Genomic DNA, 17,278 nt, shown 5'->3' with positions numbered 1-17,278 from the left:
CAATCACAATAGATCGGACGCGCCCGGCTGGATCACTCGATGGAGAGGTATTTGGTCAGATGCTCGTTGACGAGGTTCTGGTTGAAGCCCTTGACCTTCTTGTTGATGAGCCAGAGGCTGGCATAGTTCATCATCGGGGCGATCGGGTGTTCGGCAAGCATCATTGCTTCGGCGTCCGACAGCAGTTTCATGCGCTTGGCCGGATCCTGTTCGTCATACGACGCCTTCATCAGTTCGTCGAACTTGGCATTTTCCCAATGGCCGTAGTTGAAGGCCTTGTTGGAGGAGATCATCAGGTTGAGGAAGTTTTCCGGATCCGCATAGTCGGCGGACCAACCGGCGCGGGCGACATCGAACGAGCCGCCTTCCTGGAGGTAAGCGTAATGCGCCTTCACGTCGAGGTTCTGGGTGGTGACGTTGATGTTGGAGCCCAGCGCCTTCCACATGTCCGCCACCGCGATGGCGACCTTCTTGTGGTTTTCATTGGTGTTGTAGCGGATGTCGATCGAGAGCGGCTTGCCGCCCTCGCCATAACCGGCTTCCTTCAGCAATGCCTTGGCCGCATCCTCGCGGTCGAGCTGGTCCATGTCAGCGATGTCGACTTTGGGAAGGGTGTAGCCTTCCATGCCATCCGGCACGAGGGTGAAGGATGGCAGCTGCGCGCCGCCATAGATCTTGCCGGCGAGGAATTCGCGGTCAAGCGCCATGGACAGCGCCTTGCGGATGCGCACGTCATTGAAGGGCTCCTTGCGATTGTCGAAGACGTAATAATAGGTCGAGGTCGCGGGTGCCGCGAACACCTGGTCGGCGCCGTGCTTCTTGGTCAGGAACTCGCGCTGGTCGGCCTGGAAGTTATAGACGACATCGAGTTCTCCCGCTTCGAACATGCGCTCGGTCGCGGCCTGGTCTTCGGACGGGTTGTAGATGACCTTGTCGATCTTCACATTCGCCGCATCCCAGTAGTTCGGATTCTTGACGGCGGTGATGTGGTCGTTGGCGACATATTCGGTCAGCATATAGGCGCCGTTGGTCACCATGTTGCCCGGTTTGGTGAAATCCTTGCCATGCTTCTGGATGCTGGCCTGATTGACCGGAATGGCCGTATAATGGACCAGCAATTGCAGGAAGTACGGGGTCGGGCGCTCGAGTGTGATCTCAAGCGTCTTGTCGTCCACGGCCTTCAGACCGAGGCCATCAGCTTGCCCGGTCTTCTTGTTGAAGGCTTCGGCGCCCTTGATCGGGTAGAGGATATTGGCATAGCCGGCAGCCGTTGCCGGATCGAGCAGGCGGGTGATCGAAAAAGCGAAGTCGCCCGCTGTCACCGGCGAGCCGTCCGACCACTTGGCGTTCTGACGGATCTTGAACGTATAGACCTTGCCGTCATCGGAGACCGTATGGCTCTCCGCCGTGCCGTGGACGACCTTGCCGTCGATGTCATAGACCATCAGGCCTTCGTTCAAGTCGCGCTGGATGAAGCCTTCGATGTCGATCGAAATCTGTGCCTGGTCGAGCGTTTGGGGTTCGCCGCCATTACCTCGTCGGATCACCGTCTCGCCGAGCGCCGGAAAGGCGAGGGATGCCAGCAGCGCGCCTGTCAGCGCTGCGCCCGTCAGTGATTTGAAAAGTGGGTGGATGCTCATGGGTATCTCCTTCTTTTAGTGTTTTTCCCCAGTTCCCCGCTGGTGCGTGCAGAGACTATTTCGCGCGCCCGGAAAAGCAACTGAAAATCGTCAAGCCCGAAATAACCCTTTTCGGTACGGGTCGCCAATTATGTGCAAGCGCCCGGCGCACACGGACTTCGGGCCGCTTTTGGCCTGTGGAAAGACTGACGATTGACAGGCCCTGAGAAACGCGCATAATCTTTCGTACACAAATGAAAAAGGAGCCGCAGAGCTCCTGTGTGGGGAAGTACCAAAGTGCAGTTCAAGGGCTCGCGGCATCGCTGCGGGCCAGAGATCGGCCCGTGTTCGCTTGCGTCCGATTTTTCATCGGCATAAGTTGCCAAACGACAAAACTGGGGAACGCCAAATGACCAAATCCATCTTTTCCGCGGGTTCGATAATCACGCGCCGCACGGCGCTCAAGGGCTTCGCCGCGGGAGCCACTTTGCTCGCCTCGCCGCATGTGCTTCGCGCGCAATCCGGCGGTACGATCAAGCTCGGTGCTCCCTTCCACCGCACAGGCATCGGCGCATCCTATGGCCGCTGGTACGAGCGCACCGCGCAGGCGGCGGTGAAGTTGATCAATGAAGGCGGCGGCATCAATGGCAAGATGATCGAAATGATCGTCGAGGACGATGGCACCGACCCCAAGCGCGGCACGGAAGTGATCGAAAAATTCGCGACCGAGCACAAGGTGGACGCGGTGTTCGGCCACCTTTTCAGCCATGTCGTGGCGGCGGCCGGCCCGCGCGCCGGCGAACTCAAGCTGCCCTATCTCGTCTGTTCGGAAGGCCATCAATTGGCCGGCGGCGGGCTGAACCGATACACGTTCCAGCCCGGCATCACCGACGTGAAGAGCCAGGTCGCCTCCATGGCGCCGTGGATCTCCAAGAATCTCGGCAAGAAGGTCACGATGCTTTTTCCGGACTATGCGTTCGGCCATAACCATCGCGACTATTTCTCCGAGGCAATCAAGGCGCAGGGCGGCGAAATCTCGGCACTGATCCCGATCCCGCCGACCGAGAGCTCGTTCACCCGCTATTTCCCGCAAATTCCCTCCGACACGGAAGTGATCTATCACGTCATGGTCGGTCCGGCCGTGCTGACCTTCGTCAAGGAACTCGGCGATCATTTCGGCTCGACGCGGCCGCAGATCTTTGGCTTCATCGATTCGCTCGAAGCGGTGGACCTTGCGACACCGCAGCTTGAATATCTCGAGGGCACCTATTTCTGGGAAGCCAATCCGCGCTACGCGCAGAAGGACCAGACCGAGTTCGACAAGTTCTTCCGCGAGAAGGTCGGCGTCGACGCCAATGGCGCGAGCACCAGCGACCCAAAGGACGTCTCGACCTATTCGCACATGTTCTCTGTCTGGGAGACGCTGTTCGTGATCAAGCAGGCCATGGAAATGGCCAAGTACGAAGGGCCGGACCAGAAGAAGGATTTCATCCTGGCGCTGGAATCGCTCGATAAATTCTCGGCCAGCAACGAGCATCCGCAAGGCGACAAGGTGTTCAACGGCAAGACCCATCAAGTCTTCGGCAAGCAGAACATCTCCAAGGTCGAGGGCGGCAAGCTCAATGTCGTGCACACGACCTCGATCGAGGATGGCATGTACGAGCCCGAGGTCGACTACACGACGATGGAACTCTGAGTGCTCTAGTTAGCATCTCGACACCTCGCCGGACGTATTTCCGGCGGGGGTTCTAAATTCGTCCGCCATTCAAGGTTTGCCGCCCATGGCTTTCGGCCCCTATCTCTTCCTCGCGATCCTCGAAGGACTGGTCCAGGCCTCGGTGCTGACCGTCACCGCCGTTGGCCTGTCGCTGGTCTTCGGCGTGATGCGGGTGGTCAATGTGGCCCACGGCGAGTTCTATATGCTGGGTGCGGTGTTTGCCTGGTTCGTCACCAGTTTCATCACCGGGCATCCCGCGCTCGGATTCATTGCCGCGCTGATCATCAGCCCGCTGATCGTCGGCGCCATAGCATTCGCCAGCGAGCGGCTGGTCCTCAAGCGTCTGAACTACGATCCCGAGGCGACGATCGTGGCGACGATCGGCCTGCTCTATATTCTCCAGCAATCGGCGCTGATTTTCTTCGGGCCGAACGCGCAGGCCGTCGAGCCGCCGTTCTACTGGCGCATCCGCTTTCCGTGGTTCGGCTACGATGGCTACAAGCTCTTCATCATCGCGGCCGCGATCGTGCTGATGGGCGTCGTCTGGTATCTCATGAAGCATACCAAGGCAGGGCTCGTGATGCGCGCGACCCAACTCGACCGCGAGACCGCTCAGGCCTTCGGCATCAATGTCGATAATGTCTCGGCCTATGTCTTCGCGCTCGGCGCCATGCTGGCGGCGGTCGCCGCCGTGCTGGTCGTGCCGATCCAGCAGGCGCATTACCTGATGGGGCTCGATCCGCTGCTGCTCTCCTTCATCGTCGTCATCATCGGCGGATTAGGCAGCATTCAGGGCACGATCATTGCCGCCATCATCATTGGTCTCTCTGATGGCATTCTCTCGGTCTTCTTCTCGCCGACGCTGGCGAAAATGGTCTCGACGCTGCTGGTCGCCTTCGTGTTGATTTTCCGGCCGAACGGCCTGTTCGGAAAGGCCGAGCGATGAGCGCGAGCCATATCCGTCGAAACCTCATCCTGCTCGCCGCTGTGCTGGCAATCGCCTTCGCAATGCAGTTCGTGCTGCCGACATATTACGTGCTGACGATCACGCGCATGATGGTGCTCGCGGTGTTCGCCGTCGGCTACAACATGCTGCTCGGCTATGTCGGCCTGCTCAGCCTCGGACACGCGATCTTCTTTGCTGCTGGGCTCTATGCCGCCGGGCTCTCGACCTATCATCTCGGCATCAGCGTGCCCGTGGCCTTCCTGATCGGCATCGCGGCGGCCTTCGTTCTGGCGCTCGCGATCGGCATCGTCGCGCTGCCGACGATGCGGGTGTCCTTCATGATCGTGACACTGATGTTCGCGCAGGTTGGTTTCCTGACGACGCTCTATTTCGCCCAATACACTGGTGGGCAGGATGGCTTGTCGCTACCGCATGCGGCGCGGCAATTCGATCTCTTCGGTACCACCTTCAGTCTCGCCAGCGAGCAAGTCCGTTTCAATCTGGCCTTCGGGCTCCTTGCGATCGTCCTCGCTATTTCCTTCGTCGTGCTGACCAGCCGCCGGGGCCGCATCTTCGCGGCGATCCGGGAAAACGAGGGCCGCACCGAGATGCTCGGCTTCAACGTCTTCGCGTCCAAGCTCGAGGCTTTCCTCTATTCCGGCACGATCGCCGGGGCGGCGGGGGCGGCCTATGGACTGCTCTTCGGCTATGTCGGCTCGACTTTCGCCTCGATCCAGTATTCGATCGAGGTGCTGCTGTTCACGCTGCTCGGCGGGGCAGGGACATTGCTCGGTCCGCTGCTGGGCGTGCTCTTGATGACAACGCTGATCGACCAGTTGAGCGAGCTCACCACCGCCTACCTTCTGGTAATCGGCGTGGTCCTTATCGTCCTCGTGCTGTGGTTTCCCAAGGGCATTCTCGGCACGATCCGCGAAAGGTGGCTGCCATGGCTGATGTGACGCCCATCCTCGCAACCCAGGGCCTCAAGCGCTATTTCGGCGGGCTGAAGGCAGTCGATGGGGTCGACTTCTCCCTCAACGAGGGCGAGATCCGGGCGATCATCGGGCCGAATGGCGCGGGCAAGACCACCTTCGTCAGCCTGCTTTCGGGCCGTACCTCGGTGACGGATGGCCGCATCACCTTCCGTGGCGAGGATATCACCAAGGTGCCGGCTTTCCGGCGCGTGCGGCTCGGCATCGCCTACACGTTCCAGATCACCAATATCTATCCCAAGCTGTCGGTTGCCGAGAATGTGCGGATCGCGGCCCTCGGTCGAGCACAGCGCGAGAAGGGCGCCAGGCTCGATATCGAAAAGGAGACCCGCGCCGCGCTCGAAGCGGTCGGCATCGCCGATCGTGCAGAGGCTCGCGCGGGCGAGATGGCCTATGGCCACCAGCGTCTGCTCGAAGTCGCGATGGGGCTCGCGCTGCAGCCCGCGCTGCTGATCCTCGACGAGCCGACGCAGGGACTCTCGGATTCCGAGATCGCCGGCTTCTGCCAACTGGTCAAGCGCATCTCGAAGACCGCGACGATCCTGCTGATCGAGCACAATATGGATGTGGTGATGCAGCTTGCCGACCGGATTACCGTGCTCAATCGCGGCCGCACGCTGGCCGAGGGCACACCCGCCGAAGTCAGCGCCAATGCGGAGGTACAGGCTGCCTATCTGGGGACCGGCGCATGATGCTGGAGGTCAAGAATTACAATACCTTCTACGGCGAGCTTCAGGTTCTGCGCGATTTCTCCGTGTCGGTCGCGGCGGGCGAAATCCTCTGCCTGCTCGGCCGTAATGGCGCCGGCAAGACCACGGCGCTGAAATCTATCCTCGGCTTGGTGCCGCCGCGCACCGGCACGCTTGTCATCGATGGCAAGGATATCAGCGGCCTGCCGGCCGAGCAGATCCCGCGCCACGGCATAGGCTATGTGCCGCAGGGCCGACGGCTGTTCAAAGAGCTGACCGTGCGGGAAAACCTGGAGGTCGGGCTGATGACCCGCAAATCGGGCGGCGCCGCGATGGAGCGGGCGCTCGGCTATTTCCCGGCGCTCAAGGAGCGGCTCGGCCAGCAATCCGGCACGCTCTCCGGCGGCGAGCAGAGCATGGTCGCCATCGCCCGCGCGCTCTGCGTCGAGCCGAAGATCATCATGCTTGACGAGCCGACCGAAGGCCTGATGCCCTCGATGATCCAGGCGATCCGCGACGTCGTGACCAAGCTTCGCAACGATGGCGTCGCAGTGCTACTGGTCGAACAGCGCATCGATGCGGTGCTTCCCGTCGCCGATCGAATTGCTTTCATGGACCAGGGCGTGGTGCAGGCCGAGTTCGACGTCGATGAGGTGCGGGCGGATTCGTCGCTGGTGCAGAAATATCTCGGTGTCGGGCATGGGTGAGCAAATCACGAGCCGCGCAACTCCACGCCGGACAGAAGGGCTTCCTTCTTCTTTCGCTGAATTTGAAGTGCATATTCGGCGACCGTGTCTACGAGGCAGGTCTGAATCTTCTTCTTTTGCGTGTTGATCGTCTTCACGGCTCCAGCAAACACAATCGCATCCGCTTCCGGGATGACTCGTAGGAGTTGTTCAATTTCTTTGTTGATGCGCCGCTTATCGTCCTTGGTCAGTTCATCGCCGTTCTTCTCCTGCATCTCTATTCTGACGACGAGCATGCGTGAAAAGAAGACGCGCGCATTGTTCGACTTCAGCTTATCGAGCTCGGGCACACAGGCGAAGGTCGCCCGTTCAAACAGACGCAGAGCGGCTGGACGATCTTCCTTAAAGAGTGTCTTCAAGGCCTGCCTGGGACTCCCCTCGTTTGACGACCCATCGAGATAGTGTCTCAAGGCGCCGACTGCCGTCGAGCCGACCACACTGGCGATGATCAATGACGTGATGATACGCATCCTAATCTCCATCTCTCGGAGTTGGATACACGATAGGGTTTAATCCGGAACTAAAGCTTCTCGCTGCATTTTCGCTGATTGCATGCGGCTCTTGAAGAAGCGGGATGGCATGTGTTCTGGCGTTCAGATCCTGGGCGTCGCCAGCAGCCACAGTCCGAAGGCCGTGTAGAACACCATCAGCGCCGCGAGCGGGATTTGGCTGGCCACCGCCTGGCGCGGCGTGTCGAAAATCCTCAGTGCGATCAGATGCGCCATGACGATGCCGGTGATATGGCCGAGCGCGATCACAAGTGTCTGCGTGTTGAAGATCAGGCTCACGCCGGACATCGTGTTGAGGAATGACGTGGTGGTGTGCCAACCCGCGGTGCCAAACAGGTTCCAGCCGAGCGAATAGGGGTCGGAGAGCGCGATCAGCGCATTCTGGCCGTCCACCAGCACGCTGGTGAGGTAGTGGGCAGCCTGGAAGGCGAGCGCGATCGGTACGAGCGAGTAGATCAGGCGCCCTGATGCGGCGAGCCATATGTCGCTGCGGCCGGCAAGCCGGCAGCCAAGCGCCACCGTGCCGAGATAGAGCGCGGACATGGCGGCGAACATGCCGATCAGGCCTGATGTGCCCGATGTTTCCACATCGCTGCGCCCGGGAAATTCGAGCGGGTTGACGTGGATCGAACCGAGCCAGAGGAAGGTGCGCGAAAGGCCGTCGAAGGATACGGTCGAGAGCGTGAGGAGGATGAAGAACACGCCTGTCAGTGGCAGAGCATTCGCACTGATCAGGGTCATTCCCGGCCAGGTGAGCACCACGCCAGTGCGTTTTTCGCCGATCGGCTCGCGGTGAAAGGGCGAGAGCCGACCGATCAGGCCGAAGAAAATGGAAAAGGGTTCGGCGCGCGCCATCCAGTCCTTCTCGCCGAAAATGAATGCACCCGCGAGGTTGAACGCCCAGAAGGCGATCACCGCGATGGCCAGCCGCAGCGGGTCGCTCGGGGCGACGTAGATTAGTTCGAACCAGGCGAAGACAGCGAATTGCAGCACGGCGATGCGATAGCCCGCACGCACGGGCAATTTCAGCAGCCCCTCACGGTTGTTGCGGCCGAACAGCGCGAGGATAGCGGTCCAGGGATTGAAGTGGTGCCAGAGCGGACCGACCACGGCCTGGAACAGCGTGAAACAGACCCACCAGATTGTCCAGATCATTGTCGGCAACGGATTGACCACAGGATCGCGGCTGCCGACGATGCCGGCGAAGACCAGAAAGGCGAGGAAAAAGAATCCGATGGCGCTGGTGATTTCACGCGGCACATCAGGAACAGTGAAGAGCCGCAGACGCATCGCGGCGACGCGTTCGGTCTCCTGGGCTGTCACGAAGGCGAGCAGCAGGAACGAGGCGGCGACAGCAAGACCGGCACCGAGAAGGTAGTAGCCGGTGGGTAGGAGCAGGACGAGGCCGCCTTCCGTGCCATGGGCTTGGGCGAAGGTGGGAGCGGTCAGAAAGAGCAGGGTAATGGCCGCCGCTGGCAGTCTGCGCACACCCCCTTCTGTCCTGCCGGACATCTCCCCCTCAAGGGGTGAGATCGGCAAGCGGCAACCGCCCACCGTCCGATTGGCGTCGAGTTCTGGGTAGCCAGCGTCAAAGGAAAGGGCGGGGCGCCCGCTCCATCCGATCTCCCCCCTTGAGGGGGAGATGTCCGGCAGGACAGAGGGGGGTGATGTTTGATCCTCGACCCTCAATGGCCGCTACTCCGCACTCGTGTTGCGGTATCCTGCAAACCATCCCATTGCGCTTTGCCTGGCGCAAATCTAGCTCGCAAATATCCCGCGAGATCAGCCAGTTGCCGATCGCTGAAACTGTCCTTGAAGGCCGGCATCGACATGATCTCCAAATCATCGGCCTTCACTTGCCTCGCCAGAAGCGCGGGGGCATTTGCACCATTCAGGATCGCCTGCAACATGTTGTCGGGCCGGTCGCTGTGGAGATTGCTGTTCAGCGCCAGGCTGGCAAGCGGTGTGCCGTCGGCATGGCAGGCGCTGCAGGCGCCGTCGAAAATGCGGGCGCCTCCAGGGTTGGCGATCGCGGCGGCGGATACGGCGTCGTTCGATGCCATAATGGCAGCCGCCTTCTGCTGTGTTGCTATTTCGTCGGACACCGTGCCCGAGAGATAGACCGCCATCGCGCGGATGTCGTCATCAGGCAGCGCCGCGAGCGATTGCACGACATGCATCATGGGGCCATTGGCACTGCCGTGATCGCTGGAATGGCCGTCCCGAAGGTAGTCGTAGAGCGCCTGTTCCGTCCAACCGACCGGCCCTTTGCTGCTTCCAAGGATCGCCGGCGCTTCCCAGCCCTCGGCGAAGCCGCCGGCGAGATGGGCGGTGCCGGTGAGCTCCGCGCCCAGAACATTGCGTTCCGTGTGACAGGCCGAGCAATGGCCGAGGCCCTCGACCAGATAGGCGCCACGGTTCCACGCCTCGCTCTTCGTCGCGTCTGTGACTGACGTCTGGCGCAGGAACAGCGTGTTCCAGCCGGCCATTAGCCCCCGGATGTTAAAGGGGAAGGTGAGTTTCGATTCCGGCGGCGCATTGGCGGCTGGCGTCTCGGCCATTAGATAGGCGTAGAGCGCCTGGATATCGGCCTCATCGGCATTGACGAAGCTTGTATAGGGATGGACGGGGTAGAGGTGGCTGCCGTCGCGATGGACGCCCTGGCGCATGGCGCGCTCGAAGGCGGGATAGGACCAGGCCCCGATGCCGGTCTTCGTTTCAGGCGAGATGTTGGTGGCATAGACGGTGCCGAATGGCGTCTCGAACGCGCGACCGCCCGCGAACGGCGTCCCGTCGCTACCGACATGGCAAGTATTGCAGGCACCGGCAGCGGCGGCCAATCGTCCGCGCTCGATCGTCGCTGCGCTGAAAGCGGCCGGATCGGGTCGCGCGATCTCAGGAATGGCGGGGCGGATGGGCGACATGACGGCCAGTCCGCCGGCGGTGATGCCTGCGAGTCCCGTGATGCCGAGTCCCCAGCGCCATCTGCGCTTCGTCTTGGCCGGTCCTGATATCGCCTTGTCGCGCTTGCGGCCTTCAAGTGCCTCGAGGATCCGGTCGGGCGTCAGCGGCAGTTCACGGAAGCGGATGCCGGTCGCGTCATAGACCGCGTTGACGATGGCCGCGGCACTCGGCACCGAGGCGGATTCGCCGGCGCCGCGCGGTTCTTCCAGTTGCCGCTCCATCATCAGCACGTCGATCTCGGGCACCTCGGGGAAGGTGATGATCGGGTATCCGCCCCATTCGACGCTCTCAACCTGGGTCTTGGAGAAATCCACCTTCTCCTTCAGCACACGGCTGATCGACTGGATGACGTTGCCATGGATCTGGTGGCGCACGCCTTCCGGATTGACCATCATGCCGGTGTCCTGGCCGACCGTGATGCGGGTGATGGTGATCTCGCCGGTGCGCTTGTTGACCGCGACATCCGCTACCCAGGCCGACCATGCAGCGGGGGTGCCCGGAAACCGACCGTGGACATAGAGCGCATAGGCAAAGCCGCGACCATAGAGCAGGTCATCTTCGCCACCCTCGGTGCCCCAGCGGGTACGTGGCGTCCACTTGGCGCGCTCGGTCGTGGCGCGGACGAGATCGATCGCGCGGTTGTCGGTCAGGTACCTTAGCCGGTACTCGACGGGGTCGACGCCGGCGGCCGCTGCCAGTTCATCGATGAAACTCTCATGCGCAAAGGAATTCGGCATGGCAGAGACGCCGCGAAACCACGAGGCGCGGGCGATCGGTGGCATGTCGTGCACCTGCACGCGCATGTTGCCGAAGGCGTAGGGCGGGATTGCGGTGCGGTCGCCCATTTCGGAGGTCATGTTGCCCGTCACCTTGCCGGTCAGGATCAGGGCGAGCGTCGGGGCGAGGTTCGATGGGTAGCGCGTCTCGAAATCGTAACCTGCAGGACCGCCTTCGAGGTCAAGGCCACCCCTGATATCGATGATCTGGCCCGCGCCCTTCGGTTCCCAGCCATGCTCCTGCTCGCGGGTGAGCTGGACGCGGACGGGCCGGCCGACGGCGCGCGAGAGCAGGGCCGCGTCGGCGGTCACATCATCGGAGCAATTGCGACCGTAGCAGCCGGCCGCTTCCAGCCGCTCGACCACGATTTGCTCCTCCGGCATATCGAGGAGCTGGGCGAGATCGCGGCGCATCCAGTGCGGGTTCTGGGTGCCGGACCACACGACGAGTTCGCCATCGGCCCAATCAGCGACCGCGCAGGAAGGGCCGATCGATCCATGCATCTGATAAGGCCAGACATAGGTCCGGTTCATGGACGGCGATGCGCCGGCGAGGCCGCCTTCGACGTCGCCAGTCTCTTTCAAAAGACGAGTTTTCTCCTTGGGGCCATCGCGCAGCGAAGCTTCCACGTCGTTGAGGTCCGGCCGCTCGGGCTGTTCGCGCCAGAGCACTTTCAAGCGCTTCATCGCCTCGATGGCGTTTTCCTCGCGGGTCGCGACGACGCCGACGAAATCGCCTTCGGTGACGACGGCGACGAAGCCCGGGATGGCGGCGACCGAGCTTTCATCGACGGAGATCAGGCTCCTGCCCACCATCTCGCCATGGTCGAAGCCGGCATGGGGCGGACGGATAACGCGGCCGTGCAGCATGCCGGGCACGCGAATATCGTGTACATAGGTCCAATCGCCGGATGCCTTAGCGGCGATGTCGTTGCGGCGTTGCGGCTTGCCGACAATGCGATAGGCCTCGACGGCCTTCAAGCCGATCGTGCTGTCGAGTTCTATCCGTTCATGCCGGCCGGTGATCAGTTCGCCGAAGTGTATCGACCAATCGTCATGGCGGATGACGCCGCTTTCAATAATGAACTTGCCGATACCGACATCGCGCAGCTTTGATGCTTCCACCAGCAGATGTTGCCGGGCCGTGGCGGCTGCCTGCCGCAGCGGGATCGCCGTCACCTGTATCGTCTCGCTTGCAATGGTCGGACCCTGGTCGGACGTTGCGGAGGTGGTTCCGAGAACCATCGCGACGCTGTCGAAATCGACATCCAGTTCCTCGGCGACGATCTGGGCGAGCGCGGTGCGGATGCCGGTGCCGAGATCGACATGGCCGCAAAAGGCGGTCACCGTGCCATCGGCATGCAAAGCAAGATGGATTTCGGGGCGGTTCGATGTTCCCGGCCGGATGACCAGCAGGATATCGGGCGCATCGAGATAATGTTCGAGCGGTTTTTCGCGCGGGCCGGTCATGACGCGGCCCTCATCAGTTCGGCTGCCCGGCGGGCCGCCGCCAGGATCTCGACATGGGTGCCGCAGCGACAGAGTTGGCGCGCGAGAGCCGCCCTGATCTCCGTCTCGCTGGGATCGACGTTTCGTATGAGTAGGCCCGTGGTGGCGATGATCATGCCATTGAGACAGTAGCCGCATTGGGCGGCCTGCATTTCGATGAAGGCTTGCTGCACGGGGTGTGGATCGGCCGCCGTGCCGAGGCCCTCGAGCGTTACAATCTCGCGGTTCTCCACGGCCTGGCAACTGAGTGTGCAGGATCGCACGGCACGGCCATCGACCAGTACCGCGCAGGCGCCGCATTCGCCGAGTCCGCAGCCGAATTTCGGTCCATTGAGTTCGAAGTCGTTGCGCAGGATGTAGAGCAGCGGCGTCTCGGGTGCAGCGTCGATGATTCTCATCTCGCCATTGACCTTCAGGCTAAGGGGGCGGGTCTTCACGCGTACCACCTCGCGCCTAAACCACCAGATGCCAGCGTCGAATGCGCGCACTGGCCGGACAAAACTGCATTCCCCTGTGGGTTATTTTCTTGCGTACCCATTGCGGATATCTTAGCCACCAATCATTGGCATGCAAATGAATATTGCGCCTGTCCAATGCGGAATGAGGCGCCGCTTCAGCAGATCTTGCGCAGCAGTTCGATCAGCATCATGCGCTCGCCGGAGGTGAGGGGGGCGAGAGTCTCGTCAGTGACCGCCGCAGCGGTCGCGATATTGCGGTCGATCACGGATTGGCCCTCTGGCGTCAGCGACAGGATGAGTCGGCGGCCGTCATTGGGGTCCGGCGCGGTTTGCACGAAGCCGCGCGCCACGAGCCGGTCGATGACGCCCTTGATCGTGGCGACATCCATTGCGGTTTCGCGGCCGAGCTGGTTCTGTGAGCTCGGCTGGATTTCCCTCAGCTTGCTTAGTGCCGCCCATTGCGTCGTTGTCAGCCGGTCGCCCATCCGGCCGGTGAAAATCGCGACATGCCGCTGGTTGGCCTGGCGGAGGAAGAATCCGATCTGCTGGTCCACGCGGTACTCGGAGCGCTCTTCCGCTGTTTCTTCCTGCTGTTCCATGTGGTTCTCGCTGCCTGCTCTCGCAATCGTTCTGGATTGCGCCATAGCTTTGATTTGGTTTAACTAGCCAGACTCATTTGTCAACGAAGCATCCCGGAAACGTGGCCCTCGCTTGACAGACGGATATTCGAGGTCGATACTTGTTTGCATACAAATGAGTTTTCCTGTCTCCGGCATTGGAGCGAGATATGGTCAAGCAAATCGTCGAAGCCGCCGAGAATGGCAAGATCCGCTGTGACGCCTGTCCGGTAATGTGTTTCATCGCCGACGGCCGGTCCGGCGCATGCGACCGCTATGCCAACGAGGGTGGTGAACTGATCCGCGTCGATCCGCTGACCATCATCGAGGGCACGGTTTCGGCGGGCGGCAAGATCGTGCCCTTCATGCCCGATCATCCCGAGGATGAGTGGAACGGCGATCTCGTCAATGCCCGCAAGCCGTTCATCACGGCAGTCGGTGCCGGCACGACCTATCCCGACTACAAGCCGGCACCCTTCATCGTGTCGCAGAAGCAGAACGGCGTCGACATGGTCACGGTCGTGACCGAGGGCATTTTCAGCTATTGCGGCGCCAAGGTGAAGATCGACACCGACCGTTTCCTTGGACCAGAGGCGGCCGCAGTCCGTGTCGATGGTGAGCCGGTCGGCCATGTGATGACAGGCGAGTACGGCTCGCAGATGCTGTCGCTCGGCGGTGTGCATCACCTCACCGGCGGCTCGAAGAAGGAGGGCCGAGTCACCTGCGATGCGCTCTTGCGGCTCTGTAACAGCGAAGCCGTCGAGATGGTGATCGACGGTGGGGCAAGCATCATCGTCCAGGCCGGCAAGGCACCCATCATCAACGGCGCGGAAGAGCATCGCATGCGGGTCGGCTGCGGCTCGGCGACGATCGGCATGTTCGCAAAGCAGTGGAAGGACATGGTTGACGAAGTCGTCGTCGTGGACGACCACATTACAGGCGTACTTTCCGAGCATCAGGCCGGCAAGCTGCTCAACATTGCCCCCACTGGCATCAAGATCAAAGGCAGGCGCTCGACGCCGGGCCGCTATTTCCAGGTTGCCGAACCCGGCACCGGCTGGGGCGGTACCAACATCGACGATCCGTTGATTATCCTTGGCGACTTCGATCCGAAGACTGCCTATCCCGGCTTGCGCATGCTGATGGTTTCCACCACGGGTGAGCAATACGGCTACTATATCCTCGACGATCAGTTGAGGCCGGAACTGCAGACCCTGCTGCCGGCGCCCGTGCAGGAATCGGTCGAGATCATCGCCGAAAACTGCGAGCCGGCGCTGGCAACGGTGCTGTTCATGGGTGGTGCGGGCGGTAGCCTGCGCGCCGGTGTCACCACCAATCCGGTGCGGCTAACCCGTTCGGTGAAGGAAGCTCTGACACATGTATCCTGCGGTGGTGCGCCGGCCTATGTCTGGCCAGGCGGCGGCATCACAGTGATGGCCGATGTCACCGAAATGCCCTCGAATTCCTTCGGTTATGTGCCGACGCCAGCGCTGGTCGCGCCAATCGAGTTCACCATGCGATTAGCGGATTACGAGGCGCTCGGCGGCCATATGGAAGCGATCATTCCGATCGAGCAGGCGATCGAGCTTGCAGAGCGCAAGGTCGCGCCGACGCAAGGATCCTGGCCGACCTCCGAGCGCAATTTCAAATGGGGCGCGTGATGAGCGGACCCGTCGCCAACTACATCGACGGAGACAGGAGCGGCCGACTGCATCTGCAGCACGGACCTATCGACCTGATCATCGGTGTTGATGGGGCGGTTTCGCTCGAGCTCGAATCCTATTATCGCCACCACGCCTATGCGCTGGCGAACCGGCGATTCCAGACGGTGCTGGAAGAACTGGTCAGCGAATTGCCGCTGTTGAAGAGCCAGGTATTTCCCGACAGTCCAGTGCCGAACGGATCGACCGCCAAGCGCATGATGGCCGCCGTCCGGCCATTTGCCGAGACCCATTTCATCACGCCGATGGCGGCGGTGGCGGGTTCGGTGGCCGACGAAGTGGTGGCGGCGATGTTGGCGGGCTTCACCCCCGAGAACCGGCCGCGCCGGATCTATGTCAACAACGGCGGCGATATCGCGCTGCATCTCGATCCTGGCGCGGAGTTCCATGTCGGCATGTCCCGCGAGGATGGCCAGGAGCTTGGCGCCTTTGCGGTGGATGCCAGCCAGCCGACACGTGGCATTGCCACCAGCGGCCGTGGCGGGCGCAGCCTTTCCATGGGCATCGCCGATTCCGTGACGATCCTCGCCCGCAACGCGGCTGTGGCCGATGCGGCTGCCTCGCTGGTTGCCAATGCTGTCGATCTGCCCGGTCATCCCGCTGTGATGCGCGCACGCGCGATCGATGTGGTCGATGACAGCGATCTCGGCGAGCATCTGGTGGTCACCGGCTGCGGCGAACTTGGCTATCACGAGATCGGCCAGGCGCTGGAGGTCGGCGCCGCTGAGGCCGAGCGCTTCATATCCGGCGGTCTGATCCATCGCGCCGCACTTTTCCTCAAGGATCATGGCCGGATTGCCGATCCGGACCAGCACGACACGCCCGCATTGGAGTCCAAACGCTATGCCTGACCCGAAGATCCGCAAGTTCTTCACCACTGTCGAAGAGATCATGCATGAGGGCGGGCCGGTGGCGGGCAAGCCGCTGAAACGCGGTGCGGTGCTGGCGGTGATCGAAAACCCGTTTGCCGGCTCCTACCACGAGGAAATCTCCGGTTTCATGAAGGATCTCGAACCGCTCGGTCTCGAAATGGCAAAGCGGCTGATCGCGGCGCTCGGCGGTGACAAAGCCGATATCCAGGGCTATGGCAAGGGTGCCATTGTCGGCCAGGCCGGCGAACTCGAACACGGCGCGCTCTGGCATGTGCCGGGTGGCTATGCGATGCGCGAGGCGCTCGGTGATGCAAAGGCGATCGTGCCCTCGACCAAGAAAGTCGGCGGGCCGGGAACGCGGCTCGACGTGCCGGTCACCCATATCAACGCCTCCTATGTGCGCAGCCATTTCGATGCGATGGAGGTCGGCATACCGGACGCGCCGCGCGCGAACGAGATCGTACTGGCGCTGGTCATGACCACCGGGTCGCGCATTCATGCCCGCGTCGGCGGCCTGAAGGCCGAGGACATCAAGGCACAGGACGGACTGCGGTGAACGCGGAAATCCGCAAGCTCGCGGTCTTCGTCGAAGAGGTCCATAGCGAGATGGGGCAGGCAGTCTCGCCGCCAACGCGCAAGGCGGCGGCCGTGGCGGTGATCCGCAATCCATTCGCCGGACGCTATGTCGCCGATCTCTCGCCGCTGATGGATATCGGGGCCGAACTCGGTGGACTGCTTGGGCGGAAATGTGTCGAGGCGCTGGGCATTTCGCCTTCGCAAGCCGAGAGCTATGGCAAGGCCGCGATGGTTGGCGAGGATGGCGAACTCGAGCATGCGGCTGCGATCCTGCACCCCACGATGGGCAAGCCGTTGCGCGAGGCGGTCGAGAAGGGTGCGGCGCTGGTGCCATCCTCGAAGAAACGCGGTGGTCCGGGCCAAGTGCTCGACATTCCGCTCGGTCATAAGGATGCGGCCTATGTGCGCTCGCATTTCGACGGCATGGAGGTCTGGCTCAACGATTCACCACGCGCGGGCGAGATCATGGTGGCGGTTGCGGTGACCGACAGCGGCCGCCCGCTGGCGAGGGTCGGTGGTTTGAAGACGAATGAAATCGAAGGCAGGGACGGGCTTCGCTAACGACTT

At 61.9% G+C, this 17,278-nt stretch carries 15 protein-coding genes; 9 read left to right on the top strand and 6 right to left on the bottom strand.

From position 1 onward, the window contains the following. Positions 1 to 32 precede the first annotated feature (32 nt). Positions 33 to 1,640: a peptide ABC transporter substrate-binding protein gene (locus IHQ71_RS14785; protein ID WP_258157225.1), complete on the bottom strand. Its 1,608-nt coding sequence runs from the start codon at positions 1,638 to 1,640 to the stop codon at positions 33 to 35. Positions 1,641 to 2,028: 388 nt separating this feature from the next. Between IHQ71_RS14785 and IHQ71_RS14780 the strand changes: the two genes are divergently transcribed. The 5 genes from IHQ71_RS14780 (at position 2,029) to IHQ71_RS14760 (ending at position 6,670) form a co-directional block, all read left to right on the top strand. Continuing rightward, positions 2,029 to 3,315, top strand: coding sequence for an ABC transporter substrate-binding protein (locus IHQ71_RS14780; RefSeq protein WP_258157224.1), 1,287 nt, complete (start codon positions 2,029 to 2,031; stop codon positions 3,313 to 3,315). Between the two features lie 85 nt (positions 3,316 to 3,400). After that, entirely contained in the window at positions 3,401 to 4,282 is an 882-nt protein-coding gene (locus IHQ71_RS14775) for a branched-chain amino acid ABC transporter permease (protein ID WP_258157223.1), read from the top strand. Next, the gene (locus tag IHQ71_RS14770) at positions 4,279 to 5,241 is read left to right on the top strand and encodes a branched-chain amino acid ABC transporter permease (protein ID WP_258157222.1); all 963 of its coding nucleotides are present in this window, start codon (positions 4,279 to 4,281) and stop codon (positions 5,239 to 5,241) included. The genes IHQ71_RS14775 and IHQ71_RS14770 overlap by 4 nt, the downstream gene beginning before the upstream one ends. Further along, the gene (locus IHQ71_RS14765) at positions 5,238 to 5,966 is read left to right on the top strand and encodes an ABC transporter ATP-binding protein (RefSeq protein WP_258162843.1); all 729 of its coding nucleotides are present in this window, start codon (positions 5,238 to 5,240) and stop codon (positions 5,964 to 5,966) included. Before IHQ71_RS14770 ends, IHQ71_RS14765 begins: the two co-directional genes overlap by 4 nt. Then, entirely contained in the window at positions 5,963 to 6,670 is a 708-nt protein-coding gene (locus IHQ71_RS14760; protein WP_258157221.1) for an ABC transporter ATP-binding protein, read from the top strand. Before IHQ71_RS14765 ends, IHQ71_RS14760 begins: the two co-directional genes overlap by 4 nt. Positions 6,671 to 6,675: 5 nt before the next feature. Here IHQ71_RS14760 and IHQ71_RS14755 read toward each other — a convergent pair whose 3' ends face one another. The 5 genes from IHQ71_RS14755 to IHQ71_RS14735 all read right to left on the bottom strand — a co-directional run bounded on the left by IHQ71_RS14755 (position 6,676) and on the right by IHQ71_RS14735 (position 13,524). Further along, on the bottom strand, positions 6,676 to 7,179 hold the full coding sequence (locus IHQ71_RS14755) for a hypothetical protein (protein ID WP_258157220.1): 504 nt from the start codon (positions 7,177 to 7,179) through the stop codon (positions 6,676 to 6,678). A gap of 123 nt (positions 7,180 to 7,302) precedes the next feature. Further along, complete coding sequence (locus tag IHQ71_RS14750; RefSeq protein WP_258157219.1) at positions 7,303 to 8,706, bottom strand: hypothetical protein; 1,404 nt, start codon at positions 8,704 to 8,706, stop codon at positions 7,303 to 7,305. A 197-nt stretch (positions 8,707 to 8,903) separates the two neighbouring features. Continuing rightward, positions 8,904 to 12,428 carry a molybdopterin cofactor-binding domain-containing protein gene (locus IHQ71_RS14745; protein ID WP_258157218.1) on the bottom strand — a complete coding sequence of 1,175 codons (3,525 nt, stop codon included), beginning with the start codon at positions 12,426 to 12,428 and terminating at the stop codon, positions 8,904 to 8,906. Next, complete coding sequence (locus IHQ71_RS14740) at positions 12,425 to 12,865, bottom strand: (2Fe-2S)-binding protein (protein WP_374990025.1); 441 nt, start codon at positions 12,863 to 12,865, stop codon at positions 12,425 to 12,427. The genes IHQ71_RS14745 and IHQ71_RS14740 overlap by 4 nt, the downstream gene beginning before the upstream one ends. A 215-nt stretch (positions 12,866 to 13,080) precedes the next feature. Continuing rightward, positions 13,081 to 13,524 carry a MarR family winged helix-turn-helix transcriptional regulator gene (locus tag IHQ71_RS14735; RefSeq protein ID WP_258157216.1) on the bottom strand — a complete coding sequence of 148 codons (444 nt, stop codon included), beginning with the start codon at positions 13,522 to 13,524 and terminating at the stop codon, positions 13,081 to 13,083. 188 nt (positions 13,525 to 13,712) lie between these two features. Here IHQ71_RS14735 and IHQ71_RS14730 point away from each other — a divergent pair, with 188 nt between their 5' ends. The 4 genes from IHQ71_RS14730 to IHQ71_RS14715 are packed head-to-tail and all read left to right on the top strand — an operon-like array spanning position 13,713 to position 17,272. Further along, positions 13,713 to 15,203, top strand: coding sequence for a 6-hydroxynicotinate reductase (locus tag IHQ71_RS14730; RefSeq protein WP_258157215.1), 1,491 nt, complete (start codon positions 13,713 to 13,715; stop codon positions 15,201 to 15,203). Then, complete coding sequence (locus tag IHQ71_RS14725) at positions 15,203 to 16,114, top strand: UPF0280 family protein (protein ID WP_258157214.1); 912 nt, start codon at positions 15,203 to 15,205, stop codon at positions 16,112 to 16,114. The genes IHQ71_RS14730 and IHQ71_RS14725 overlap by 1 nt, the downstream gene beginning before the upstream one ends. Then, complete coding sequence (locus tag IHQ71_RS14720) at positions 16,107 to 16,691, top strand: amino acid synthesis family protein (protein WP_258157213.1); 585 nt, start codon at positions 16,107 to 16,109, stop codon at positions 16,689 to 16,691. Before IHQ71_RS14725 ends, IHQ71_RS14720 begins: the two co-directional genes overlap by 8 nt. Continuing rightward, positions 16,688 to 17,272 carry an amino acid synthesis family protein gene (locus tag IHQ71_RS14715; RefSeq protein WP_258157212.1) on the top strand — a complete coding sequence of 195 codons (585 nt, stop codon included), beginning with the start codon at positions 16,688 to 16,690 and terminating at the stop codon, positions 17,270 to 17,272. The genes IHQ71_RS14720 and IHQ71_RS14715 overlap by 4 nt, the downstream gene beginning before the upstream one ends. Positions 17,273 to 17,278: the final 6 nt, after the last annotated feature.

The sequence above is a fragment of the Rhizobium sp. TH2 genome (assembly GCF_024707525.1).
Classification (GTDB): domain Bacteria; phylum Pseudomonadota; class Alphaproteobacteria; order Rhizobiales; family Rhizobiaceae; genus Rhizobium_E.
Note: the sequence above shows the minus strand (reverse complement) of the source record. Positions and strands in the feature narration are given on the sequence as shown.

Bases quoted from the DNA above. Each gene is read 5' to 3' on its own strand.
- IHQ71_RS14720 (WP_258157213.1), top strand. From the start codon at position 16,107: ATGCCTGACCCGAAGATCCGCAAGTTCTTCACCACTGTCGAAGAGATC.
- IHQ71_RS14730 (WP_258157215.1), top strand. From the start codon at position 13,713: ATGGTCAAGCAAATCGTCGAAGCCGCCGAGAATGGCAAGATCCGCTGT.
- IHQ71_RS14780 (WP_258157224.1), top strand. From the start codon at position 2,029: ATGACCAAATCCATCTTTTCCGCGGGTTCGATAATCACGCGCCGCACG.
- IHQ71_RS14760 (WP_258157221.1), top strand. From the start codon at position 5,963: ATGATGCTGGAGGTCAAGAATTACAATACCTTCTACGGCGAGCTTCAG.
- IHQ71_RS14785 (WP_258157225.1), bottom strand. From the start codon at position 1,640: ATGAGCATCCACCCACTTTTCAAATCACTGACGGGCGCAGCGCTGACA.
- IHQ71_RS14745 (WP_258157218.1), bottom strand. From the start codon at position 12,428: ATGACCGGCCCGCGCGAAAAACCGCTCGAACATTATCTCGATGCGCCC.
- IHQ71_RS14770 (WP_258157222.1), top strand. From the start codon at position 4,279: ATGAGCGCGAGCCATATCCGTCGAAACCTCATCCTGCTCGCCGCTGTG.
- IHQ71_RS14755 (WP_258157220.1), bottom strand. From the start codon at position 7,179: ATGCGTATCATCACGTCATTGATCATCGCCAGTGTGGTCGGCTCGACG.
- IHQ71_RS14725 (WP_258157214.1), top strand. From the start codon at position 15,203: ATGAGCGGACCCGTCGCCAACTACATCGACGGAGACAGGAGCGGCCGA.
- IHQ71_RS14735 (WP_258157216.1), bottom strand. From the start codon at position 13,524: ATGGAACAGCAGGAAGAAACAGCGGAAGAGCGCTCCGAGTACCGCGTG.
- IHQ71_RS14740 (WP_374990025.1), bottom strand. From the start codon at position 12,865: ATGAGAATCATCGACGCTGCACCCGAGACGCCGCTGCTCTACATCCTG.
- IHQ71_RS14775 (WP_258157223.1), top strand. From the start codon at position 3,401: ATGGCTTTCGGCCCCTATCTCTTCCTCGCGATCCTCGAAGGACTGGTC.